At 46.1% G+C, this 23,775-nt stretch carries 28 protein-coding genes; 20 read left to right on the top strand and 8 right to left on the bottom strand.

Going from position 1 to position 23,775, the window contains the following annotated elements; genetic code table 11:
- Window positions 1-60: 60 nt before the first annotated feature.
- Window positions 61-1,500 carry a glutamate decarboxylase gene (locus DW033_RS00685; RefSeq protein WP_022191960.1) on the bottom strand — a complete coding sequence of 480 codons (1,440 nt, stop codon included), beginning with the start codon at window positions 1,498-1,500 and terminating at the stop codon, window positions 61-63.
- Window positions 1,501-1,722: 222 nt separating this feature from the next.
- Here DW033_RS00685 and DW033_RS00680 point away from each other — a divergent pair, with 222 nt between their 5' ends.
- From DW033_RS00680 to DW033_RS24595, 3 genes are read left to right on the top strand one after another with little or no spacing between them, the layout of a single operon-like run.
- Window positions 1,723-2,949, top strand: a complete 1,227-nt coding sequence (locus tag DW033_RS00680) for an MFS transporter (protein WP_005857383.1) — start codon at window positions 1,723-1,725, stop codon at window positions 2,947-2,949.
- A 32-nt stretch (window positions 2,950-2,981) separates the two neighbouring features.
- Window positions 2,982-3,896: a DMT family transporter gene (locus DW033_RS00675; protein WP_005857381.1), complete on the top strand. Its 915-nt coding sequence runs from the start codon at window positions 2,982-2,984 to the stop codon at window positions 3,894-3,896.
- A gap of 33 nt (window positions 3,897-3,929) precedes the next feature.
- Window positions 3,930-4,082 carry a hypothetical protein gene (locus DW033_RS24595; RefSeq protein ID WP_005857379.1) on the top strand — a complete coding sequence of 51 codons (153 nt, stop codon included), beginning with the start codon at window positions 3,930-3,932 and terminating at the stop codon, window positions 4,080-4,082.
- A gap of 51 nt (window positions 4,083-4,133) precedes the next feature.
- Here DW033_RS24595 and DW033_RS00670 read toward each other — a convergent pair whose 3' ends face one another.
- Window positions 4,134-4,640 carry a GNAT family N-acetyltransferase gene (locus DW033_RS00670; protein ID WP_005862768.1) on the bottom strand — a complete coding sequence of 169 codons (507 nt, stop codon included), beginning with the start codon at window positions 4,638-4,640 and terminating at the stop codon, window positions 4,134-4,136.
- A gap of 196 nt (window positions 4,641-4,836) precedes the next feature.
- Between DW033_RS00670 and DW033_RS00665 the strand changes: the two genes are divergently transcribed.
- The 15 genes from DW033_RS00665 (at window position 4,837) to DW033_RS00600 (ending at window position 18,827) form a co-directional block, all read left to right on the top strand.
- On the top strand, window positions 4,837-5,427 hold the full coding sequence (locus tag DW033_RS00665) for a hypothetical protein (RefSeq protein WP_005857375.1): 591 nt from the start codon (window positions 4,837-4,839) through the stop codon (window positions 5,425-5,427).
- A 1-nt stretch (window position 5,428) separates the two neighbouring features.
- Window positions 5,429-6,307, top strand: a complete 879-nt coding sequence (locus tag DW033_RS00660) for a DUF2764 domain-containing protein (RefSeq protein ID WP_005862767.1) — start codon at window positions 5,429-5,431, stop codon at window positions 6,305-6,307.
- Window positions 6,308-6,310: 3 nt separating this feature from the next.
- Window positions 6,311-8,068, top strand: a complete 1,758-nt coding sequence (locus DW033_RS00655; RefSeq protein WP_057326508.1) for a V-type ATP synthase subunit A — start codon at window positions 6,311-6,313, stop codon at window positions 8,066-8,068.
- Between the two features lie 7 nt (window positions 8,069-8,075).
- Window positions 8,076-9,392, top strand: a complete 1,317-nt coding sequence (locus DW033_RS00650; RefSeq protein ID WP_005857368.1) for a V-type ATP synthase subunit B — start codon at window positions 8,076-8,078, stop codon at window positions 9,390-9,392.
- An 11-nt stretch (window positions 9,393-9,403) separates the two neighbouring features.
- Window positions 9,404-10,027 carry a V-type ATP synthase subunit D gene (locus DW033_RS00645; RefSeq protein ID WP_005857366.1) on the top strand — a complete coding sequence of 208 codons (624 nt, stop codon included), beginning with the start codon at window positions 9,404-9,406 and terminating at the stop codon, window positions 10,025-10,027.
- On the top strand, window positions 10,024-11,844 hold the full coding sequence (locus DW033_RS00640; protein ID WP_122382289.1) for a V-type ATP synthase subunit I: 1,821 nt from the start codon (window positions 10,024-10,026) through the stop codon (window positions 11,842-11,844). The genes DW033_RS00645 and DW033_RS00640 overlap by 4 nt, the downstream gene beginning before the upstream one ends.
- Before the next feature lie 54 nt (window positions 11,845-11,898).
- The gene (locus DW033_RS00635; RefSeq protein ID WP_005857362.1) at window positions 11,899-12,354 is read left to right on the top strand and encodes a hypothetical protein; all 456 of its coding nucleotides are present in this window, start codon (window positions 11,899-11,901) and stop codon (window positions 12,352-12,354) included.
- 160 nt (window positions 12,355-12,514) lie between these two features.
- Window positions 12,515-12,880 (top strand): BlaI/MecI/CopY family transcriptional regulator, encoded by a 366-nt coding sequence (locus tag DW033_RS00630; RefSeq protein WP_005857360.1) that lies wholly within the window; start codon window positions 12,515-12,517, stop codon window positions 12,878-12,880.
- 8 nt (window positions 12,881-12,888) lie between these two features.
- Window positions 12,889-14,358: a M56 family metallopeptidase gene (locus DW033_RS00625; protein ID WP_122382288.1), complete on the top strand. Its 1,470-nt coding sequence runs from the start codon at window positions 12,889-12,891 to the stop codon at window positions 14,356-14,358.
- A 107-nt stretch (window positions 14,359-14,465) separates the two neighbouring features.
- Window positions 14,466-15,398 carry a site-specific integrase gene (locus DW033_RS00620; RefSeq protein WP_005857356.1) on the top strand — a complete coding sequence of 311 codons (933 nt, stop codon included), beginning with the start codon at window positions 14,466-14,468 and terminating at the stop codon, window positions 15,396-15,398.
- A 520-nt stretch (window positions 15,399-15,918) separates the two neighbouring features.
- Window positions 15,919-17,025: a transcription termination/antitermination protein NusG gene (locus DW033_RS00615; RefSeq protein WP_122382287.1), complete on the top strand. Its 1,107-nt coding sequence runs from the start codon at window positions 15,919-15,921 to the stop codon at window positions 17,023-17,025.
- 35 nt (window positions 17,026-17,060) lie between these two features.
- Window positions 17,061-17,468, top strand: a complete 408-nt coding sequence (locus DW033_RS00610; RefSeq protein WP_122382336.1) for a hypothetical protein — start codon at window positions 17,061-17,063, stop codon at window positions 17,466-17,468.
- Complete coding sequence (locus DW033_RS00605; protein ID WP_005857350.1) at window positions 17,465-18,136, top strand: sugar transferase; 672 nt, start codon at window positions 17,465-17,467, stop codon at window positions 18,134-18,136. The genes DW033_RS00610 and DW033_RS00605 overlap by 4 nt, the downstream gene beginning before the upstream one ends.
- Before the next feature lie 84 nt (window positions 18,137-18,220).
- A complete protein-coding gene (locus tag DW033_RS24590; protein WP_005862749.1) occupies window positions 18,221-18,370 on the top strand; it encodes a hypothetical protein in 150 nt (49 codons plus the stop codon).
- Window positions 18,342-18,827, top strand: coding sequence for a DUF6169 family protein (locus tag DW033_RS00600; protein WP_048928433.1), 486 nt, complete (start codon window positions 18,342-18,344; stop codon window positions 18,825-18,827). The genes DW033_RS24590 and DW033_RS00600 overlap by 29 nt, the downstream gene beginning before the upstream one ends.
- Before the next feature lie 32 nt (window positions 18,828-18,859).
- On the opposite strand, the gene DW033_RS00595 is transcribed toward DW033_RS00600, so the two are convergent.
- Together DW033_RS00595 and DW033_RS24435 are read right to left on the bottom strand one after the other, a co-directional pair.
- A complete protein-coding gene (locus DW033_RS00595; RefSeq protein WP_057326510.1) occupies window positions 18,860-19,306 on the bottom strand; it encodes an N-acetylmuramoyl-L-alanine amidase in 447 nt (148 codons plus the stop codon).
- 33 nt (window positions 19,307-19,339) lie between these two features.
- Window positions 19,340-19,435: a smalltalk protein gene (locus tag DW033_RS24435; RefSeq protein WP_005855736.1), complete on the bottom strand. Its 96-nt coding sequence runs from the start codon at window positions 19,433-19,435 to the stop codon at window positions 19,340-19,342.
- A 19-nt stretch (window positions 19,436-19,454) separates the two neighbouring features.
- Between DW033_RS24435 and DW033_RS25190 the strand changes: the two genes are divergently transcribed.
- On the top strand, window positions 19,455-19,577 hold the full coding sequence (locus tag DW033_RS25190; protein WP_255406282.1) for a hypothetical protein: 123 nt from the start codon (window positions 19,455-19,457) through the stop codon (window positions 19,575-19,577).
- 103 nt (window positions 19,578-19,680) lie between these two features.
- On the opposite strand, the gene DW033_RS00585 is transcribed toward DW033_RS25190, so the two are convergent.
- From DW033_RS00585 to DW033_RS00570, 4 genes are all read right to left on the bottom strand, one after another.
- Window positions 19,681-20,148: an HU family DNA-binding protein gene (locus tag DW033_RS00585; protein WP_005857915.1), complete on the bottom strand. Its 468-nt coding sequence runs from the start codon at window positions 20,146-20,148 to the stop codon at window positions 19,681-19,683.
- A gap of 314 nt (window positions 20,149-20,462) precedes the next feature.
- On the bottom strand, window positions 20,463-20,669 hold the full coding sequence (locus DW033_RS00580) for a DUF4248 domain-containing protein (protein ID WP_005857347.1): 207 nt from the start codon (window positions 20,667-20,669) through the stop codon (window positions 20,463-20,465).
- Between the two features lie 96 nt (window positions 20,670-20,765).
- Window positions 20,766-22,604 carry a DUF3987 domain-containing protein gene (locus DW033_RS00575; RefSeq protein WP_122378630.1) on the bottom strand — a complete coding sequence of 613 codons (1,839 nt, stop codon included), beginning with the start codon at window positions 22,602-22,604 and terminating at the stop codon, window positions 20,766-20,768.
- Window positions 22,605-22,640: 36 nt separating this feature from the next.
- Window positions 22,641-23,210 carry a BT4734/BF3469 family protein gene (locus DW033_RS00570; RefSeq protein ID WP_122382286.1) on the bottom strand — a complete coding sequence of 190 codons (570 nt, stop codon included), beginning with the start codon at window positions 23,208-23,210 and terminating at the stop codon, window positions 22,641-22,643.
- Between the two features lie 193 nt (window positions 23,211-23,403).
- Here DW033_RS00570 and DW033_RS00565 point away from each other — a divergent pair, with 193 nt between their 5' ends.
- Window positions 23,404-23,763, top strand: coding sequence for a hypothetical protein (locus DW033_RS00565; RefSeq protein WP_057329531.1), 360 nt, complete (start codon window positions 23,404-23,406; stop codon window positions 23,761-23,763).
- Window positions 23,764-23,775 lie beyond the last annotated feature (12 nt).

Genomic DNA, 23,775 nt, shown 5'->3' with positions numbered 1-23,775 from the left:
AAGAAGGCGTGTATGAAAACACTGATAGCCCTTTCATGCACGCCTTGATGAATTTTGTTTTTATTTCTTAGCGTTGCTCATTGCGGTGTGAGTAAATACCTTACCCTTAACCGGAACGTTCTTGTCTTGAGCGATGCGAGTAGGAGTCGGATATTCAAGTTTCTCCAATGCAGCTACAGCGTTCTTGATATCACCTAATAACATATCGGCCATATCACGGCTGAAACCTTGACGAACTACGACACGCATAACCACGTAGTTATCCAGCTTCTTCGGTAGTGTATACGCTGGAACCATCCAACCGCTTTGTTGCAATTTATCTTGCAAATCGTAAAGTGTCCATTTGGCGTTCTTAGCGTAATCCGGTTTCATGTACCAAATAAACAATGGATTCACAACCTCGTTGCTGTAATTAACGAATGGGGCCATCTTACCGATTTCTTGGTGGATGTATTTCGTGATTTCCATACTGTTATATTGGATTTGTTTGTAGCCCTCGAATCCGAGACGGATAAACTGATAGTATTGTCCGAGGATTTGTGCGGCAGGACGAGAGAAGTTCAAACCAACCTGAGTGATATTCGCTCCAAGATAGTTTACGCTGAATGCCATTTCTTCCGGCAAATATTTCTTGTCTTTCCAAACAACCCAACCCAATCCCGGGTAAACCAATCCGAATTTATGTCCGGATGTGCTGATAGAAAGAACCCATTTCAAACGGAAGTCCCATTTTGTCTCCGGGCTTAAGAACGGAAGGATAAAACCACCGCTGGCGGCATCTACGTGGATAGGTATATCATAACCGGTCTTGGCATTGTATGCGTCGAGCGCTTTGTCCAAGGCTTCTACGTCATCGTTCAGTCCTGTCCATGTTACACCTTGGATAGGAACGATACAAATCGTGTTCTCGTCACACATCTTAAGCGCTTCTTCCGGATCAAGTGTCGTCTTGTCTAAAGTCAAGGGAACTTCACGCATTTCGATTTGCCATAGCTGGGCGAATTTCTCCCATACGACTTGGAAGCCAGTAGAGATCACGAAATTAGGCTTGTCAGTTGGTTTACCTTGTGCTTGTCTCTTTTTGCGCCAACGTAACCAAGCGGCTACACCACCTAGCATACAAGCCTCTGAAGAACCGATAGCCAAGGCTCCGGTTTTCCATTTTTCTTGCTCGGGAGAATTCCAAAGACTCGCCATGATATTAATACATTTGGCGTTCATAACAGCGATTCTCGGATACTCTGTTTCGTCAATATAGTTGATGTTGATAGCTTCGTTCATCAATTTTGTCGCGTACTCGTCCATATACGTAGTAACGAATGTAGCTAGGTTCAAGCGAGGCTGTGTTTGTGCGAAAGTCTCGTCTTTAACCATTTGATAAGCGATCTCCGGGGTTGTAGGGCCATCAGGAATCTTATCTACTGGAGAGGGTGTCAACATCACTTCTGAGCCAAAAATCGCTGTTTTGGCATCGCCATTTCTGAAATTTGAGTCTTTCATTTTTCTTTAGTTTTTTTGTTAATAAAATGATTTGAGTCAATGGAATACTGCTTCCACTGAGCGTTTATGCCAAAACAGATTATGGATTGGAATGTTTTTTGGATTTACATTATTTGGGGTTTATTAGCGATACAAGTCCAGTCCTCTTGGAAAGAGCGAAAATAATGAACTTTCACATAAAATGTTTGTTTTGATTAGATAAAAACGTAAAACTAAATCTTTATGAGAATACAGACAGGCCGGGGCACAATTCCCCTTATAACTCTGGTAGGGATATGGTCTATCTCCGCTTTAAATGCATTACCGGGTTTAGCGGTTTCTCCGATATTAGGGAAACTTTCCGTTATTTTTCCTCATTCTACGGAACTGGATATTCAGATGCTTTCCTCTTTGCCATCGTTATTGATAATTCCATTTATTATATTGTCGGGTAAATTAACGGAGAAAGTAAATGAGATACGTCTATTGCAATTAGGCTTAGTGATCTTTGCCCTAAGTGGTATTCTATACTTACTCTCTAATAAGATGTGGCAGTTGATAGCGGTGAGCGCCTTAATGGGAATCGGATCTGGCTTGATCGTACCCTTATCGACCGGTTTGATTTCTCGTTTCTTTATCGGGAAATACCGGACGAAGCAATTTGGTTTAAGTTCTGCTATTACAAATGTAACGTTGGTATTAGCCACGATCTTAACGGGATATCTGGCGGAGGTGAATTGGCATTTACCGTTTGCCGTTTATCTATTGCCCTTGATTTCCATCGTACTTTCCGTATACTTGAAAAGGAGTATGGAGAATGAGCCGGCGATCGTATCGAAATCAGAAGTGAAAGCCCCTGTTGCGGCAGATCCCGTCACGGTTCCGGGTAAATATGGTGTGGATATAAAGCATCTGGTACAAATCATGTGTTTTTATGGATTGGCTACGTATTTAGTGATTATAGTCAGCTTTAACTTACCGTTTTTAATGAAGGAATATAAGTTTACAAGCGGTAATTCCGGATTAATGATTTCATTGTTTTTCTTGGCTATTATGGCTCCCGGTTTTATCTTGAATCAGATCGTTGATTTATTTAAGCAAAAGACAAAATTTGTCAGTCTATTGGCGATCGCTTTAGGGATGGCCTTGATTTTGATATCTCGTACGGAATGGCTAATTGGATTGGGATGTATTTTTATCGGTTTTGGATATGGTGTTATCCAGCCAATCGCTTATGATAAAACGACTCGTACGGCCATTCCTGAGAAAGTTACATTGGCATTAGCTTTCGTGATGGCGATGAATTATTTGGCGATATTACTTTGTCCGTTTATTATCGATTTCTTCCAGTCTATACTCCATGTCAAGAGCCAGCAATTCGCGTTTATTTTTAACCTCTGTATTGCGCTGGTCGCTACGATCTGGGCTTATGTAAAACGAGACTCGTTCCTTTTCAACGATAAAATTTGATTTACGAATATAAAACTAAAAAATGATAGACAGTGAAAAATAAGAAAACAGAAGCTAATATTAGCATGGTGGTCTCAAAAACTTTCAGTGGATTGAATATGAACGCCTTGAAATACTTGCTTCCCTTATGGATGAGCCCGTTGACGGGCGCTTCTTTCCGATGCGTGTTTGCGGCCGTGGCGTTTTGGGTGATCGGCTGGTTTATGAAACCGGAGGTTTCTACGACGAAAGATAAGGTGTGGCTATTCTTACTAGGCGCTATCGGTATCTATGGTTTTATGTTTCTTTATTTAGTGGGGCTTAGCAAGACAACGCCGGTCTCGAGTTCTATTTTCACGAGCTTGCAACCGATCTGGGTATTTTTGATTATGGTATTCTTTTATAAGGAAAAGGCTACTTGGATGAAAATACTCGGTATCTTGATTGGTTTATCTGGGGCCTTGGTTTGCATCTTGACCCAGCAAAGCGACGATTTAGCGGCGGACGCTTTTAATGGAAATATGCTATGTCTGGCTAGCTCCGTGTTTTATGCCGTGTATCTGGTATTAAGCCAGCGGATCTTACAAAAAGTAGGGACGATGACGATGCTTCGATATACATTCACGGGCGCCGCTTTTTCCAGTCTATTGATTTTGCCGATAGAGGGCTTTCATGCTCCTTTATTCTCGGAGCCATTTCATTGGTGGCCTTTTGCCGTATTGATGTTTGTGCTTATTTTCCCTACGGTAATTAGTTATCTGTTGATTCCTATCGGATTGAAGTATTTGAAAACTACGTTGGTGGCTATTTATGGCTATCTGATCTTGATCGTGGCAACGATTACATCCCTATTGATCGGGCAAGACCGTTTCAGTTGGACACAGACGTTCGCCATTATCTGTATTTGCGCCGGGGTTTATCTGGTTGAGATAGCGGAAGGAAAAGAGAAAAAGACAGTCAAGGTTTGACTTATTAAATATGAACTATTAAATTGTAGCGTTATGGATAAAAAACAAGAAAAGAAAATCTGGAACTCTCAACTTGCGATTGAGAATCCGAAGAATGATAGGATCGCTGTTATTTACTCTGTAAAAGTTAGTAGTGTACGAATCCTAGAGAAACCTCGTAATCCGAAAAGAGGGAAGACCCGTTGACAATCATCATCCCCTATTCTATATATAAATATATGAATAGGGGATGACTGTCTATTTATTCTCCACTTCCATGCTCATGATATAATCGTTCATGAAATAGCCGTTTCCTATATGATGGTCCCGTGTGCCTATTTCCCGTAATCCCATATGTCTGTAGAAGCCTATGGCGGGATTGTAACGGTTTACGTATAATTCTATAGTGAAAGGCCCGGTATGTACCTCCTTCAAATAATTAATACCTTGTTCGATGATAAAACGCCCGATTCCCGTGCCATGCATTTCCGGTAGGGAATAGATCTTTTGAAAATTGTACGTGTTTTCACCTGTTTTCTCTATGGATAAATAGCCTGCCGGCATATCGTCCGCCAATATAATAAAATATTGATGATGTAACTCTTCCATTTGTTTAAGAATGTTATCCGGAGCGTACATCATATCGAACATATAATCCAATTGCTCTTTAGAAAGTATCTTTCCATACGTGTTCTCCCAAATGCGTGAGGCAAGATCATGAATAAGAGAACGATCATCAATAGTCGCTTTTCTAATCGTAAACATGTTAATTTTGTATTTTGACTCACAAAGATACAAATAGACGAACAAAAATACAATATAGACGAATGTAAATAGAATTTTACTTGACTAGTGTTATTTTTTAGCTTGATTTCACACTTATTTTGATGTTAATCCGCGAAAAATAATAACTTTGTGGGCGTTTACTATTGAAAAATACAATTCAAATACATAATAGGAAATGGATACAAAGATTCAGGAACTAACAGACAAGATCTACAAGGAAGGTGTAGAGAAGGGGAACGAAGAAGCGGGGCGTATAATCGCCGAGGCCAATGCTCAAAAGGATACGATTCTTAAAGATGCGGAAGCGGAAGCGAAACGTATCGTAGCGGCTGCTGAGAAACAAGCTGCCGAGTTGAAGAAGAATACGGAAGCCGAATTGAAATTGTTCGCCACCCAGTCTGTCGAGGCATTAAAGAGCGAGGTGACAAACCTTATCACTGGTGATATCGCTAGTTCGAATGTGAAAGCGGCGTTGATGGATCCCGCCTATATGCAGAAAGTGATCCTTGAGCTTGTGAAAAGCTGGCCCGCTAATGAGTTCTTGACTATCCAAGCTTCTGATTCCGATGGCTTGAAGGCGTATTTTGAGGCCAATGCCAAAGGCTTGCTAGAGAAAGGGTATAAGATCGAGAAGGTAAGCGGAAAGAAAGCGTCTTTCTCTATTATCCCGGCGGATGGGTCTTATAAAGTGACGTTTGGCGAAGACGAGTTCATCGAGTTCTTTAAAGAGTTCTTGCGTCCGCAATTAGTAGAAATGCTGTTCTGATATGAGTAAGTATTACTACTTAATCTCCGGACTTCCTAACATAGCGTTGGATGATAGTAAACTAGCCTATTCGGTCTGTGAGTTCCGGACGGAAATAGAGGATATGCTATCTTCTAAGGATAAAAAGCTGATTGATTTATTTTATTTGAAATATGATAATATAAATCTGCTGGCTCACGCTAAAAGACCGGACTCCGATCCGGATCAAAGAGGAAGAATAACGTATGATGAGTTCAATACTTTATATAAAGCGTTGAAGGATGAGGAAAAAATTCCCAAAAATGATAATCTCCCGCCTTATTTCGTGGACTTTTTTAAACTGTATCTAGCCGAAGAGGCTAAGGACACCAAAAGTGAGAAAGAATATATATCATGGGAAGACCGCTTGGCTGCGTTATATTATGAATATGCCATGAAATGTGGGAATAAGTTCGTGGCCGATTGGTTCGAGCTTAACTTGAATATCAACAATGTTCTTACTGCGATCACTTGCCGTAAATATGGATTTGATAAGGCCAATTATATCGTGGGGCATAATGAGATAGCGGAAAATATCCGTACGTCGAACGCCCGTGATTTCGGCTTGGGCGATTCCGTGGAATATTTGCCAGAGTTACAACGCATCGCCGAAGAGACCGATCTGATCGTTCGTGAGAAGAAAATCGATCTTTTGAAATGGAAATGGCTGGACGATAATACCTTCTTCAAGACGTTCGACATAGAGAGTGTATTCGCTTATTTATTGAAATTGGAGATGATAGAGCGCTGGGTAACCTTGGATAAGGCGAGAGGCGAGAAGACTTTCCGTGAATTGGTAGGCGCCATGAAGATGGGTAGTGAGAATGCGTTGGAAGAATTTAAAAGAAACAATATAAAATAAATTATGGCTACGAAAGGAATTGTAAAAGGAATCGTATCCAACCTAGTAACCGTAGAGGTGGATGGTCCGGTTTCTCAGAATGAGATCTGTTACATTTCTGTCGGAGGCGTGAAGCTGATGTCGGAAGTAATCAAGGTGATAGGTAAGAATGCCTTTGTACAAGTATTTGAGAGCACACGTGGTATGCGTGTCGGTGACGAGGCTGAATTCCAAGGGCATATGTTGGAAGTTACGCTGGGTCCGGGTATGTTGTCCCGCAACTATGACGGTTTACAGAATGACTTGGACAAGATGGAAGGTGTATTCTTGAAACGTGGCGATTATACGTTTGCGTTGGACAATGATAAGAAGTGGGATTTCAAGCCTCTGGCTAAAGCGGGCGATACCGTGAGCGCCGGTGATTGGCTGGGAGAGGTGGACGAGAATTTCCAACCTCATAAGATTATGGTCCCCTTTAAGTTCGAGGGATCTTATACTGTGAAATCGGTGGTTCCAGCCGGACAATATACCATCAATGATACGATGGCTATCCTTACGGACGAAAATGGCACGGACGTAAACGTGACGATGATCCAGAAATGGCCGGTAAAGAAAGCTATCACTTGTTATAAGGAAAAGCCCCGTCCATTCAAATTGCTGGAGACGGGCGTTCGTACGATCGATACCGTGAACCCGATCGTTGAGGGTGGTACCGGATTTATCCCCGGTCCGTTCGGTACGGGCAAGACGGTGCTTCAGCACGCTATCTCTAAACAAGCGGAAGCGGATATCGTGATTATCGCCGCCTGCGGTGAGCGTGCGAATGAAGTAGTGGAGGTATTTACGGAGTTCCCGGAATTGGTAGACCCGCATACGGGACGTAAATTGATGGAACGTACGATCATTATCGCCAATACATCCAACATGCCGGTAGCCGCTCGTGAGGCATCCGTATATACGGCGATGACCATCGCCGAGTATTATCGCAGCATGGGCTTGAAGGTTCTGTTGATGGCCGACTCTACTTCCCGCTGGGCACAGGCTTTGCGTGAGATGTCCAACCGTTTGGAGGAGTTGCCCGGACCGGATGCCTTCCCGATGGACTTGTCCGCTATCGTGGCGAACTTCTACGCTCGTGCGGGATTCGTTCATTTGAATAACAACGCTACAGGCTCCGTCACTTTCATCGGTACGGTATCGCCAGCCGGTGGTAACTTGAAGGAGCCGGTGACCGAGAATACGAAGAAGGTGGCCCGTTGTTTCTATGCTTTGGAGCAGGAGCGTGCCGACCGTAAACGTTATCCGGCTGTAAACCCGATCGAGAGTTATTCCAAGTATATCGAGTATCCAGAGTTTCAGGAATACATCGCTAAACATATCTCCCCGGAATGGATCGAGAAAGTAAACGAGATCAAGACCCGTATGTTGCGTGGTAAGGAGATCTCCGAGCAAATCAATATCTTGGGTGATGATGGTGTGCCTGTCGAGTATCACGTTACATTCTGGAAGTCCGAGTTGATCGACTTCGTGATCTTGCAACAGGATGCTTTCGATGCCATCGATGCGGTTACTCCGTTGCAACGTCAGGAATTCATGCTGGATAGAGTCGTAAATGTTTGCCGTTCAGAGTTTAAGTTTGATAACTTCCTTGAGGTTATGGACTACTTTAAGAAGATGATCAACATCTTTAAGCAGATGAACTATTCGGAATATGAGAGTGACCAATTCAAGAAGTTTAATACGGAACTGGATGAACTTTTGAAGGAGAGAATCGAAAATTAAAAGAGTTATGGCAACAAAAGCATTTCAAAAAATATATACGAAGATTACCCAGATCACAAAAGCTACCTGTTCGCTGAAAGCAACGGGAGTTGGGTATGATGAGTTGGCCTCTGTAGACGGAAAGCTGGCTCAGGTGGTAAAGATTATCGGCGACGAGGTGACGTTGCAGGTATTCTCCGGAACGGAAGGTATCCGTACGAATGCCGAGGTGGTATTCATGGGGAAGGCCCCTTCCTTGAAAGTAGGTGACCAGTTAGCCGGACGTTTCTTCAACGCTTATGGCGAGCCTATCGATGGCGGCCCGATCCCCGAGGGACGTGAGGTCGAGATCGGTGGTCCGTCCGTGAACCCGGTACGTCGTAAACAACCCTCTGAATTAATCGCTACGGGTATTGCCGGTATCGACTTGAATAATACCTTGGTAACCGGTCAGAAGATCCCGTTCTTCGCCGATCCCGACCAGCCTTTCAACCAAGTTATGGCGATGGTAGCCTTGCGTGCGAAGTCCGATAAGATTATCTTGGGAGGTATGGGTATGACGAACGACGACTACCTGTTCTTTAAGAATACATTTAGTAACGCCGGTGCCCTAGACCGTATCGTTAGTTTTATCAACACGACCGAGGACCCGTCCGTAGAGCGTATCTTGATCCCGGATATGGCGTTGAGCGCCGCTGAGTATTTCGCCGTGGAGAAGAACGAGAAGGTCTTGGTATTGCTTACCGATATGACCAACTACGCCGATGCCTTGGCGATCGTATCAAACCGTATGGACCAGATCCCGTCTAAGGACTCTATGCCGGGTTCCTTGTATTCGGATTTGGCGAAGATTTACGAGAAAGCCGTTCAATTCCCGGCGGGAGGTTCCATCACGATTATCGCCGTAACGACCTTATCCGGTGGTGATATCACGCATGCCGTACCTGATAATACGGGTTATATCACGGAAGGTCAGTTGTATTTGCGTCGTGATAGCGATGTGGGTAAGGTCATCGTCGATCCGTTCCGAAGCTTGTCTCGTTTGAAACAGCTGGTAACCGGAAAGAAGACCCGTGAGGATCATCCACAGGTAATGAACGCCGCCGTACGTTTGTATGCCGATGCCGCCAACGCTAAGACCAAGCTGGAGAATGGTTTCGACTTGACCGACTACGACAACCGTACCTTGTCTTTCGCCAAGGATTATTCTTCTAAGCTGTTGGCTATCGACGTAAACTTGGATACGACGGAGATGCTGGACGTAGCTTGGGGATTGTTCGCTAGATATTTCAGCCCGGAAGAGGTAAATATCAAACAAGGATTGGTTGATAAGTACTGGAAGTAAATTAAATAAACATGGCAATAAAGTTTCAATATAATAAAACCTCTCTTCAGCAATTGGAAAAGCAACTGAAGATGCGTGAACGCTCCCTGCCTACGATCAAGAGCAAGGAGAGCGCCCTGCGTATCGAGGTGAAGCGGACCAAGGACGAAGTGAATAAATTGGAACTTCAGCTAGAACGAGAGATTCAGAGTTACGAGAATATGGTGGCTTTGTGGAACGAGTTCAATCCGGAGCTGATCTCCGTGAAGGACGTTACACTCTCCACGAAGAAGATCGCCGGCGTGATCGTCCCGTTATTGGACGAGATCAAGTTCGAGATCGGACACTATAGTCTCTTTAATGCCCCCGCATGGTATACGGATGGTATCGAGTTGCTGAAAAAGCTGGCTCGTACCGGTATCGAGGCGGAGTTCTCGGGCATGAAGCTGGAGTTGTTGGAGCATGCTAGGAAAAAGACCACTCAGAAGGTGAACCTGTTTGAGAAGGTACAGATTCCGGGTTATAAGGATGCGATCCGTAAGGTGAAACGGTTTATGGAAGACGAGGAGAGTCTTTCTAAGTCCTCACAGAAGATCATGAGAGCCAATCAGGAGAAACGTAAGGCAAAAGAAGAAAAAGAGGAGGCCGAGGTATGATAGTAAAGATGAGTAAATATGCCTTTATGGTGTACCATAAGGAGTATGATACGTTCCTTTCTATGCTTCGTGACTTAGGTGTCGTCCATATCAAGGAGACAAACTCCGTGATGGATAACGAGAGGTTGCAAGAGCTTCTGGCTGAGCGTAAACAGATCAATACGCTGATGCGTTACTTTAAGAACCTCCATGCGGCGGAGAAAGACGTTAAGTTTGCCCCGGCCCGTGAGTTGACGAAAGAGGAAGGCTTGAAGTTGGTGCGTAAGATAGAGGAATTGCAAGATAAGAAAGCGCAATTGATCGCTTCCAAGCAATCGATCGAGAAGGATCTGGCTTATATGGAAATATGGGGTGAGTTCAGTTATCAGAATATCAACCGTCTGAAAAGAGCGGGATACGATGTTACGTTCTTTACCTGTCCTACCGCTAAGTACGAGCCGGAATGGGGTGTGCTGTATAACGCCATTCTGATCAATAACTTCCAATCGGTGACGTATTTTATCACGATTACCAAGGAAGGTACCTTGATCGATATAGACGCTGAACGTCCGAAGATGCCGGTTCAAGGATTGGCGAAGTTGCGTGCTCGTCTGGATCAACGTACCAAGGATATCCAGAATGTGGAGGATGAGCTGAAACATCGTGCCGTGGAGGATTATAAAACGTTGGAGGAATTCGATAAGAACCTGCAGGACGAGTTTAATCTTTCTAATGCGTTAGTGCAGACAGACCGGCAAGCGGGTGATAAGCTCATGTTGTTGGAAGGTTGGGTGCCGACGGAAAACGCTCCGGCCTTGGAGCACGAGCTGGATAAGCAAGGTTATTTCTTCCAGCAATTAGAGATCGAGGATGGGGATAAGGTGCCTATCAAGTTACGGAATAATAAATTCAGTAAGCTGTACGAGCCTATCACGAAGATGTTCTCCTTGCCTAATTACGGTGAACTTGATCCGACCCCGTTGTTCGCCCCGTTCTTTATGCTGTTCTTCGGACTTTGTTTCGGCGATGGCGGATACGGTTTGTTGGTCATGATCGCTTGTACGATCTTGAAGAAGAAGGTGAACCCGGACTTCAAACCTTATTTGACCTTGTTCCAGTATTTAGGTTTCGCCGCCTTATTGGTGGGTACTTGTACGGGATCTTTCTTCGGAGTGGCCTTGGCGGATATCCCGGCTTTGTCAAAGATCAAGAACTACTTTGTGAATAGCGACAACTTGATGACATTCTCTATTGTCATCGGTTTGGTACAGATCATATTCGGTAAATGTGTCGCTGCTTACAAGATCAAGATACAGAAAGGAACGAAACACAGTATCGCTCCGTTCGCTTGGGTGTTCGTGATCATATCCTTGGCATTGGCGTTCGGACTTCCAATGTTGAACGTTCACTTGCCGAACGCTGTCGTTATGGTATGTTACGGAATCGCCATCTTGGGTCTGGTTGTCGCTTATCTGTACAATACACCGGGCAAGAACGTATTCTTGAACTTTGGTACCGGACTTTGGAACACGTACAATATGGCCTCCGGATTGCTGGGGGATACGTTATCATACATTCGTTTGTTCGCTATCGGTCTGACCGGTTCCATCTTGGGTGGCGTATTTAATACGTTGGCGGTTACGATGACAGACGGTATGAATATCGTGGCACGTGCGATCTGTATGTTGTTGATCTTGTTAGTGGGTCACTCCATCAATATCGCTCTTTGTACGATCAGCTCCTTGGTACACCCGCTTCGTTTGATCTTCGTGGAATATTACAAGAACGCAGAGTTCGAAGGTGGAGGTAAGGCTTATGAGCCATTCAGAAAAGCATAACAATTAAACGAGAAAATAAAACAATAAAAGAATAATTTAAAAACACATTTTATTATGGAACCAATTTTATTAGCTTATGTAGGTATTGCGTTGATGACAGGTTTAACTTTTATCGGCAGTAGTTATGGTGTTACGATCGCAGGTAATGCGGTGGTAGGTGCGATGAAGAAAAATCCGGATGCTCTGGGTACGTACATCGCTTTAAGTGCGTTGCCTTCTTCACAGGGTTTGTATGGATTCGTGGGCTACTTTATGATGCAGAAGTTCTTGGTCGCTGATATTTCCATGTTGGCCGCTACGGCTGTTTTCGGCGCTGGTTTAGTGTTAGGTTTCGCTGGTTTTTACTCTTCAATCCGCCAAGCTCAAGTTTGCGCGAATGGTATCGCTGGTGTTGGTGCCGGACACAACGTATTCGGTGCTACGATGGTAATGGCCGTATTCCCTGAGTTATACGCTATCTTGGCCTTATTGGTTGTGATCTTGATTGGCGGAACGATTCCTGTCGCCTAATCATTCAAACATCTGGATATAATAAAGGCCGTCCCGGACATTCCCGGGGCGGCTTTTTTGATTGGATCAATGAATAAACTATCTCTTTTAGTTTATTAACTATACGAATTAGTTTGGTAACTAAAAGTTTTAGTTACTTTGTCGCAAACAAGATAAGGTTATGAAACGACTTACGGCGAAAGAAGAAGAAATCATGGGCTGGTTCTGGCAGAAAGGCCCATTGTTCGTGAAGGAGCTACTTGAATATTACGAGGAGCCTAAACCTCATTTCAATACCCTTTCTACGATTGTCCGAGGCTTGGAGGAGAAAGGTTTCCTCGCCCATAAGAATTTCGGGAATAGCTATCAATATTATGCGGTCTTAACAGAAAAGGAGTATAGCAACGGTACGTTGAAAAATGTGATCGCTAAGTATTTCAATAATTCTTATCTGGGGGTTGTCTCTACGCTGATCAAGGAAGAGGATATCTCTGTGGATGATCTGCGAAAACTAATAGATGATGTAGAACAAGGGAATCGTAAATAAGAACGAATATGGGAATCTTCTTTGTATATATCCTTAAATCATCCGTGTGCTTGACGATATTTTATCTGTTTTATAAGCTATTGTTGAGCCGTGATACCTTCCATCGTTTCAACCGGATCGCTTTATTAAGCTTGATCATGCTTTCGGTTATCATCCCATTTTGTGAGATTACTTTGGAGGAAGCGACGGCCATTCAGCGTCCGGTCATGGATTTGGAGAATTTGCTAGCGGCGGTTTCCATGAGAACGTCGGCAGAATCCGCTAGCCAACCTGTATGGTTACGAGTTATGGTGATAGCCTATATAATTGGAGGGATATTAACGCTTTGTCAATTCGCATATTCATTTTATGCCTTGTTTCGGTTGATGAGACAAGGTACACCGAAGCTGGTGGACGGAATCCATCTGATTCTTACGGACCAACCAGTCGTCCCGTTCAGTTGGATGCGAACGATCGTAATAAGCCGGAAGGATTTTGAGGAAAGTGGGATAGAGATCATGACGCATGAGATGGCGCATATAAAAGCCCGTCATTCCATTGATCTGCTGATCTCCGAGATTTGTATCCTGTTCCATTGGTTCAACCCATCTGTCTGGTTGTTGAGGCAGGAATTACAAAATATCCATGAATACGAGGCCGACGAGAGCGTATTAAATCAAGGCGTCGACGCAAAAAGATATCAATTATTATTAATCAAAAAAGCTGTTGGTGCACAGCGCTTCACTTCTATGGCCAACAGCTTTAATCACAGTTCACTTAAAAAGCGAATAGCTATGATGTTAAAACAAAAATCAAGTCCATGGGCACGGTTGAAGTATCTGTATGTACTCCCGTTGGCAGCCTTAACGGTGGTAGCCTTTGCCCGTCCGGAAATCTCTCACGAATTGGAGAAGATTTCGAGTGTCAAAATTAGCGAAATTATTCCGGTTCAGGAAAAAAAAGAGCCTAAAAGAAATGTAGAGGTTGAGACCCTCGCAAGGGATTCGGTCGTTTCTGAAAAAGATATGCAAGCGATACCGGAAAAGGTCTCGGCCGTGATGGAGAAATACCAGCCGGAGATTGACAAGGCGGTTGAAGAGGCTGTGAAAGCGGCGAATATCGACGAGATAGTTTCTGCGGAAATGGCGAAACACCAAGCTGAGATCGACAAGGCTGTGCAAGCGGCGATAGAGGCAGCCAAGATAGATGAGACTATTGCCGCCGAAATGGAGAAGATCCAACCGGAGATCAATCGAACCATAGAGGAGGCCATGAAAGCCATAGATATCAATGAGAAGGCTGCTAAGGAGGCATCAAAGGTAAAATCCTCTTTCTCCGGTATTGTTTACATCGATGGAGTGGAATCATCTAAAGAGAGGATGGACAATTTGAATCCCGATCGTATTGCGTCTATGAATGTGTACAAAGGAAACGAGGCGATCGCTAAATTTGGAGAGAAAGGTCGTAATGGTGTTATCGAGATAAAATTGAAGAAATAACTTTAGTCTTCCCCCTTTACTATTCTCATTCGTGAGATAGGGTAAAGGGGATCTCTTTTTAAATACATTTGTTCATTCATTTACAAAACAGTATTTAAAATAGGGATATGGATGAGAAAGGATTTGTAGAAGGTATGAGGGAGTATATAGCCCAGTTGAATCGAGAAAAGCGATATTCCTCGGCTAAGAGTTATCAAGACGCATTGAACTCCTTTATAAGGTATAGCGGAACCGACTGTATAGCTTACTCGGCTATTAATAAGGATAATCTTCGCCGGTACGAGGCTTATTTATTGGAGAACGGCTGTATGCGCAATACGATTTCCACTTATATGCGGCGTTTGCGTTGTATCTATAACAAAGCGGTGGAGAACGGTAAGGCGGAATTTATTCCCACTTTATTCAAGGGGATTTTTACGGGTGTGGAAAGTAAGCGTAAGAAGTCCTTGCCTATCGAGGATTTACACCGTCTGATGACAGTCCCGGTGGAGGATGGGAAGCAGAGAAAGACACAGTTGGCGCTTTGCTTGATGTTTCTGTTTGGGGGTATGTCTTTCGTTGACTTTGCTCACTTGAAGACCGGTAATATCAAAAACGGTATATTAGATTACAACCGTCAGAAGACCGGGACACCGATGAGACTGGAGATCTTGGAGACAGCCGAGACAATGTATAAGGAATTGTCAGGAGAGAAAGTGCGAGATTCCGGATATTTATTTCCCTTTCTGAGTGGCACCAGAGAGGGGCGTGAGGAATACCTCGAATACAATGCGGCACTATTTCGATTTAACCGGAATTTAAAAGCGTTGAAAGAATTTGCGGGAATTACCTCGGATGTCACCTCTTATACGATTCGCCATTCTTTTGCCATGACATTAAAAGAACAAAATGTCCCGATTGAAATGATCAGCGAACTATTGGGGCATAAATCTATTAAGACAACACAAATTTATTTAAGGAGTTTCTCTTTAGGGAAAATGACGGAGGTTAATAGCGCCTGCTTTGGCGGTGTCTATAATTATGAATCTCAAGCGGGGTGAGGCTACTTGGAGAGTAGCGTATTCTTTCACGGCGCAAATGTAATAAAAAATAGCTAAAAACAAGCGAATAGATCCGCTTGTTTGTTCATTATTGGTGTTTGACCCTCTCTATTCTTTGATTTTTCCATTTTTTCCTAGACGTATAGACACGGTGATGCGGGCGAAACGACTCCTTGTTTTCGGTATCATTCCGCCATGTCTCATAACCTGTGTGTATCCCTGTAGAGATGGGGCGTGCCCCGTCTCATCCCTTCAAAATGGTATTTAAAATTACTCCCAGACGGTGGGAGACGGGGCATGCCCCGTCTCTACAACCGGGTAATAACCATTCTCCTACCTTTTTACGCTACTCTCCAAGTAGCCTAAGATTTCGAGAGATGGTAATTTTCAGTAATGCCATATTTGAAAATATAAAACGCTGTTTATCAAGATGATATAAATGATTCTTGGTAGGGCTCTGAATTGCCATGGGGTCTGTTTTCGGGCCATGGGATAACCACTAGAAAAGATAATCATAGAGATGGATATATTGACAGGCAAGTGCTCGGATAGGTTCATGGCGCATGTTCGTAAGCGACGTGATCAAGAGGCTGTCCGCTGGTACGTGCTCACGCTTCCTACCGCCGGTGGCGGGCGTGACAAGATCAGCCCCTCGAAGGGACTGGACGTTGAGCTTTCCCGCCGCGAGCGTCGTGGGGAGGCCTTGTTCGAGTATTTCTCCCCCTCGTATGTCGAGGCGAGGAAGGTGGGCGGCAAGATGGTCAACACGAAACGGCCCCTGCTGTACAACTACGTGTTCATCCACGCCTCGGAGAACGAGATCTTTAGTCTGAAGCGTACGCTTCCCCTGTACAATTTCCTACCCCGGGTTTCCTCGGGTGGACAGTCTTACTTTCCCTACCTCTCGGATCGTGAGATGGAGACCTTACGTTGGGTCGCGGCGTCTTACTCCAACGAGCTTCCGGTGTACGTGCCTGATAGCGGCCACCTGTTGAAAGGCGACCGTGTGCGTATCACCTCCGGCCCGTTTGCCGACATGGAGGCGGAGGTGGTGGTACAGCCGGGCGGTGGCCATAAGGACGTGATGGTGCGTATCCTCGATTGCATGTGGGTTCCCTTGTTCGAGGTGAGAGCTGGGGAGTATGAGTTGATCGAGTTGAACACGGGGGGCAAGCACGTCTATACCCATTTGGACAACGACCGTCTGTCGGAAGGCTTGCACGATGCCTTGGGGCGTTACCATTCGTCCGGCAGCGTAGTGGAGGAGGATGCCTGTCTGGCCCGTGAGGTCCTGCGTGGCTACGCCTCTCTCCGTGCTGAGACCGACGTGATCCGTTGCAAGCTTTACTCTTTGCTCCTTCCTGCCTATCTGCTTTTGGGCGAGTCGGATGAGTTCGATCGTTTGCGCTCCACGATGCGCAGCATGCTCCCAGTGATAAAAGCGGGGCAATCCCGTGCCTTGTTGCTGGTCACGCTGTACGGCTGTACGGACAGCAGCCTCTATCAGCGCATGGCGCACGAGTTGGTTGATCCTTGGATGGAGGAGGCCTTGCCCAAGAAGAGCAAGTCCGTGTTGATACGTCGTTTACGTGATTACGACCGTTGGCTCGGACACGGGATCAGTTGATAAGTAAAAATTGCGCATAGCGATAAATGAAAGATATGAGAAAAGAGAGAGAGACGTGCGAGGTTCCTTCCGGCCTCCGGTTGATGAACCTGTTGCGTGAGCATTTGACAGAGATCATGGATCGTGAGCGTGCGAACCAAAACTCAATACACCTGTATTGTACGGGGGCTTACTGGGTGGCTTTTGAGTGTTCGGCCTATCAGTTGTATCGTGCATTTCCGGATAGCGAGACCATGCCGTTGCGCCTGTACGCCTACCCGTTCCCGATCGTGATGGTGTCCGTTACGGATCGCTCGCTCCGCTCGTACGCCCGCAAACATATCTTGAGAAGAGACGAGTCGGATTACAAGCTATTGACCGTCCCCGGATTTTCCTTGGCAGACTACCGTGAATGGCACGCCGGCGAGGTGGAGGGACTACCTTTATTAAGTGAGAGAGTATGAGTGCTGAAAAAAAGAAAACTACACCATTCGGAAAAAGTGAGGGAGCGGAACCGGAGCGATTCATCCCGGATGGGATGGGTATGTTCCAACGTAATGTAAAACGTATAGGGGATTGTGCGCTGGCGTTTTTGGCCTTGATCGTATTCTCCCCGCTGTTTTTACTTTGTTATATCGCCGTAAAACGGGAGGATGGAGGCCCGGCGATCTTTAGGCAAGAGCGTATCGGTCGTTTCGGTCGCCCGTTCAACATCTATAAGTTCCGTAGTATGCGTCTGGACGCTGAGAAATTCGGTCCGGCCCTTTACAAGGGTGGGGCAGATCCCCGGATGACCCGTGTCGGAAAATTCCTTCGGGTACATCACTTGGACGAGTTGCCCCAGTTATGGAATGTTTTTGTGGGCGACATGTCCTTTATCGGTCCCCGTCCGGAGCGCCAGTTCTATATCGACCAGATCATGGAGCGTGATCCCCGTTACCGTTACCTCTACCAGATCCGTCCGGGGGTGACCTCTTACGCCACGCTCTACAATGGGTATACGGACACGGTCGATAAGATGCTCCGCCGCTTGCGTTACGACCTGTTCTATCTGGAGCATCGCTCTTGGCTGTTCGATTTCAAGATATTGGTGAAGACCTTCTTGAATATAGCGTTCGGTAAGAAATTCTGATATTTCTGTAATATCTTGTGGTAAAACTTTGTTTGTAAGATAATATAGCTATCTTTGCCTAATAACATAAAAAACGAAACCTCTATGGATAACAAAAAAAAAGAAATGAGACCAGTGTCTGTCTTTCAAAAGATATTGGAAGACAAACGAATTATTCGAGAATGTATTCAAAAGGGAGGTGATATAAAAGAAATAGCACGACAACGTGGAATCAAGTTTGCCACTCCCTTATGATATAGTAGAGGAAAGTGATTGGAATTATTCATTTAAGACTAAGCATGGCATTGTTTATCATGCTTATTTTATAGATTTTTCAATATACCATCCGACATTTGATAATGTCTATACTTTTAATATAGAGCCGGAGTCGGATAGACCTCATTCGATAGATAATCGTATAGCGATGACCATAGTCTCGTTATTACGGATATTCTTCTCAAGGAACGACCATGCGATGATAATGGTTTGTGATAATTTAGATGGCAAAGAAAAAAAGCGCAGATTGTTGTTCTCTAAATGGTATTCTGTTTATAATGATGGAAGCATCATAAAATACGATGCTTCCACCCAAATAGATGATTACCTGCTTTACGTTTCTATTTATTTAAATAAAAATAATTCGAAACGTAATGTTTTAGTTCAAGCCTTCTATGAATTAGTAAAGAATAATTTATATCCAATAGATGAATGACGACTATTTTTTGTGGAGGCATAGTATGGCTTTCATAAGGTTTCATACTCCTTCCTTGCGTCAAAGCAAGGGCAAGACTTCTTTATATAGGGGCTAAGCTGGTAATGCCCTAGAATACGTGCCTCCGGGTAGTCCCTTCGTAATTGCCGTAGCAGATCCATCAAGGTACAGCGCTGGGCGTAGGTCCGGGTATCGGCCGGACGGCCCTGTTCGTCGAGTCCTCCCTCGTAACATATACCGATACTTTTGTCGTTCCATCCGGCTGCGTGCGCCCCGATCTGGTTGACCGGCCGGCAGCGGTGTAATTTCCCGTCCCGTGTGATATAGAAATGATAGCCGATATCGGCGAATCCCCGTGCCTTGTGCGATGAACGGAGCGCCTCCACAGGAAAATCCCTGTCATATCGTGTGGCCGAGCAATGAATTACAAGGAGTCTGACCTCCCTGTAATTCTGGTAGAAACAATAAGCCTTACCCATGATAATTGAAAATTGATAATTGAAAATTGAAAATTAGAGAATACAGGATTGGATGCCAAGTGCTCCCGCGATGGCGGTAGCTACGGCGATGATCACTTTGATAATGGTACTCCATACGGACTTTTTCATGAATTATGAATTTTAAATTATGAGTTATGAATTAGGAATCCCGGCTGATATAAGAGGAAAGCTTCGCTTTCCTTCGGACGGCCTCAGCGGACGGGCGTCAAGCGAAGAGACCGTAGCGAGCGCCCGGAGCATCCCTGTTTGAGCGTAGCGAGTTGGGATGCGACAGCGAGCGTAGGTCTCGAAGTAGCCCGTCAGCGTCAGCCTTGACCTTTTGGTTACTTTTGGGTCAAGCCAAAAGTGACACATCAGATCTCATCAGGCGACTCAGAATCGGAACCGCCCCCTTCCTCCACCGGCGTCCCGAGTATCGTCACCTTGAGCAACGAAGTCTTCTCGCCCAGCAGCGAGTACCGTCGTGCTCCGTTCAGTATGGTATAGGAAGGCGAGAATCCCGGCACGATAGTCCTTATGTGCGTAGCCTTGACCTCGGGGGCGGTCGCTACCCCCTTCTCCGTGACGAAGCGGTTATAGACGGTTCCGAACCCCAGCAGCTCCACCTTGTAGCCTTTCTGCAGGTTCTTGATGACATACCGCTGGTAGCGGTCCAACACGTTCAATACGTCACCCTTCGTGAGCGACGACTCCTCGGCGATCTGATCGGCCGCGTCTTGCGTGGACAGGGTACCGAAATAATAGGGAACCGGCTTGTACACCTCCTGCTTGGGATCCGTCTTGGGGATAAAAAACTTTCGTGCTTGAAATGCTTGTGGCATGGTAATAGAAAATTAAAAGTTGATAATAGAAAATTAATTGTTTGTTGATCAACGTTACAAAGATAGGTTCCGCCGTAAGGGGCGGTGATGCCGGGTGATACCTTAGGGAATGAATAATGAATAATTAACAATGAATAATGGTAACCAATGGCCGCCGGACTACGCTGCCCATCGTAAGGTTCTTTGGATAGGCATTGTAAGCCTCTTTGAATGGGCATTATAAGGAGCCTTGGATGGGCGTTCTAGTTGATAGTTGACAAGTGGCAGTTAATTCACCGCCGTGCGCAACTGTCACTTGTCACCTGTCAACTAATTTACGGTTCTCCGAGGTAGTGGATGATCAACCCCACCTGTCGTGGCGTGAATATACGTTGCTCGGGACGGTAGCCTGTCTCCCGCAGCTTGTCGTACAGCTCCGTGCATCGGATGATCCAGCGGCGTAGACGGTTACAGGCTTGATGGGAGGCCAGTTCCGGGAAATAGGATGCTGCCAATGCGGACTTTCTTAATGGTAAGGACATTTGATTTATTGTTTATGGATTATGAATCTGGGAAAATGAAACTTGCGAACTTGCAAACTTGCGGTCGGTTCCATACCTCACACACATACATGTACATTATAAAGGGGATTGGGGTGTCTGGCGTTGTTTGGCCGTGAATATATATTCACCCCGTGCGTTCTTTTGGATCACGCCCTTTTCCAGCATACGCCGTAAGTGAGAATCTAGGGTATCGGTACCCATGCCGATCCTCTTTGCCTCATGAAGCGCCTCTTGGCGGTTGAAGGCGAGGGGGAGGGCATCGAATAGCGCCTCTTGAGGAGTAGGTTCCCGTTGTTGCACGTCGGTAGCGGGCAGGATAGACAGGATATGGCAAGCGTGCCGGTAAAGAGGCTCGGTGAGGTTGAGCACGGCCTCGAAATCAGCCTCTGTCGCTGTCAGGTCCAGTTTCGGTACGATACCGTCTCGGACATTCTCTTCCGGTATGTCATCGGAAGGGGAGAGACCGGGGCATTTGAAAATGGAGAATTGAGAATTGAAAATTGTTTTGTGTGGCGGGAGGAGTTTTTCCGTGGCTCGTAGCAGGGCCACCACGCTTAGGATTCGGCAGATGTTGATGGCGATACGTGCCACGGTGCTTCTCATGGCTCCCCCATGCGTGAAACCCGCATGGCCGAAAAGTTGTGCGAAACGTTCGTTGAAACGGATTTTTTGCTCTTCGGACAGCTTGAGCTGAATGAGATTCACGGAAGCGCCGAGCCACTCGATGAACGTCTTCCACTGTTTGCCCCATCCGGTGAACCGGGAATCATAATCCTCATCGGACAGGTCGAACTGGTTTACCCATTCGGTGATGGAGGGCATATAGTAAAACATCTGGCGTGAGAACAATCCGTTCTCGGCCGAGGGAATGAGCGGTTTCACCTGTGCCGGTGTCCCGCTTAACAAGACACTGAGAAAAGATTTCATACATTCCAGATACTCATGATTCATACGCCGGTTAAAGGCTAGTCGGTCATGATCGTAGCATTTGCGCAAGGTATCGCTCCAATGGCCGTAATCCGTGCCGATAGCAGTGCTGACGGTATCCGCCTCAGTCTCGCAGATCAGCCCCACGCCGTCCGCCTCTATCAGATTCTCCAATACGCCCGTTCCGGAATTATCGCCGGCGATCAGGAACATCTTAGGCCTTGGCTCTTCCGGCTCAGGGGTTTTCGCCCGCTCCTTGCCTAGGGAACCCCAGCGTGCCTTCTCCAGCCGGTATTCCTTGCGTAGGGATTTGAATTCCTCCATCATTGCCTCGTGGATCGGTTCGGCTAGGTGGCGTACCCAAGTGAGCGCCCCTTTTCCCGAGGCGGGAGGTGCCACGATGAAGGTTTGCAGGCAGGGATAATGGTATTTACGTCCGTAGAGTATGCGCAAGTGCTTGTTGAGGGTAGCGCCTAGTACGGTGACGGCACCTAGCAGCAGGATATCCCGTTGCGCCGGGGAGTCACCGCAGTCGATGAGCTGGTTCAAGAAAGGGGGCCAATCATAGTTTCCGAAGACGGGCATATTAATGTACGCCTCATGTGCGCAGGTGTGTGTGAGAGGATGAGAGGGCTGCAAGTTTGCAAGTTCGCAAGTTTCGGGTTGTTTCCCGGCGTAGCTCCGGGCGGTACCGGCCAGTTGTTTGTCGAGTTTCACGCCAGCGGTCTCTGCCCAGTGATAGACAGACCCGATTCCGTTTCGCCCGTTACCCCCTTTGAGGGCGTGGTCGAAGAGTCTGTCCGCCTCGTCGGACACATACTTTTCCGAGATACGGCAGATGCGATGGAACAACGACCGTCCCGCCTCGCCGCAATCGTTGGCGATAGCGAAGGCCAGCGGCATATACTCTTGATAGGTGGGAGCGACGTTCGCCCCCTGTTTCTCGATAGCGGCCACGAGCCGCTCTAAATCTTGAATAGTGTTCATGGTAATATATAATTTTCAATTTTCAATTCTCAATTTTCAATTGCCACGATTTCTCAGCTTGGCTGAAGAGTCGTGGCAGAGGAAGCAAGCCCTTGACAGGTCGGCGTTTGAGGTATCGGCTTTCAGTCCGTATCTCCACTCAAGGTATTCCCAAGCCGATCGTCGTGCCTCGTCGAAGGCCCACTCGATCGTGGCGGTAACGGACAAACGATAAGGCACGAAGAGCTTTACGCCTGTGTTACTGGGGCTGATGAAGGCGAGGTCGGGGCGTAGCCGCTCATCGGCGAACAGCGTGTCTCGCCACGTACAAGCCTCCTTGGGCGAGGCGAGATGATCGATATCGATAACCAGTTCACCCGAGGGAAAAAGCAACCGGTCCTCCTTTCGGTAGGAGAATACCCCGGCGGGCGTGACATAGGGCAGCAGGCTTTGCTTCAACTGCCTGAACCGTTTCTCGTCGTCCAGTGCGACACGTGTGCGGTCCGTCCGTTCCCGTAGCCATTCATTGGTGCTGACGTAGGCATGCAATTGGATGATACTGACCACTCCGTTTGGCACTTGATTGGTAATCGGAGCGTTGTAAAAAGACATGATGGATTCTTCCATTGTGTTTGTTTTTAATAAGGTTTAAACAATGATGATCCAAGGCTTTCGCTTCGGATCGCAGGTAAAGATATAGCCTTTGAATTTGTGGGTGGCGCACTCATGGGTGCGCCAATTTAAGAGTATTATAACCTATTTTAATGTTTCTTCAAGGTTTTAGCGTTTCACCATGGAGAGATTTCCCCCTTGAGACGTAATGATCGAACCGCAAAGCTCGGATCTGAACCCTTGGATTCGTGTGGCGTCCTTCGAGGTATACCTCATCTTGGATCGTTGGGGTCTGTCCTCCGTGCGAGACGCTTCCGTGTTCTTGGGTATCAGCCGCCACACACTGTCGAAGTTGAGTCCAAGCCATCCGGATGGTAGTCTGCGGCTGGAATCACTAGACCGTGTCTACGCCACCTTCCTCCACTTGGTGTCCTTCCATTTCCCGGAGAAGGAGCGTGAGCCCGAGCGAAATGAACTCCGATCTTCCCGCAGCCGGATACTGGAACAGAGTTATCCGCTATCGGGGAGGGTGCGGGAGAGGGTGGAGAAAGAGAGGGGGGATTTGTGATTGATGGTTGAT

The sequence above is a fragment of the Parabacteroides sp. AF39-10AC genome (assembly GCF_003635405.1).
GTDB classification, from domain to species: domain Bacteria; phylum Bacteroidota; class Bacteroidia; order Bacteroidales; family Tannerellaceae; genus Parabacteroides; species Parabacteroides distasonis.
This window is presented reverse-complemented; position numbering and strand designations above follow the sequence as displayed.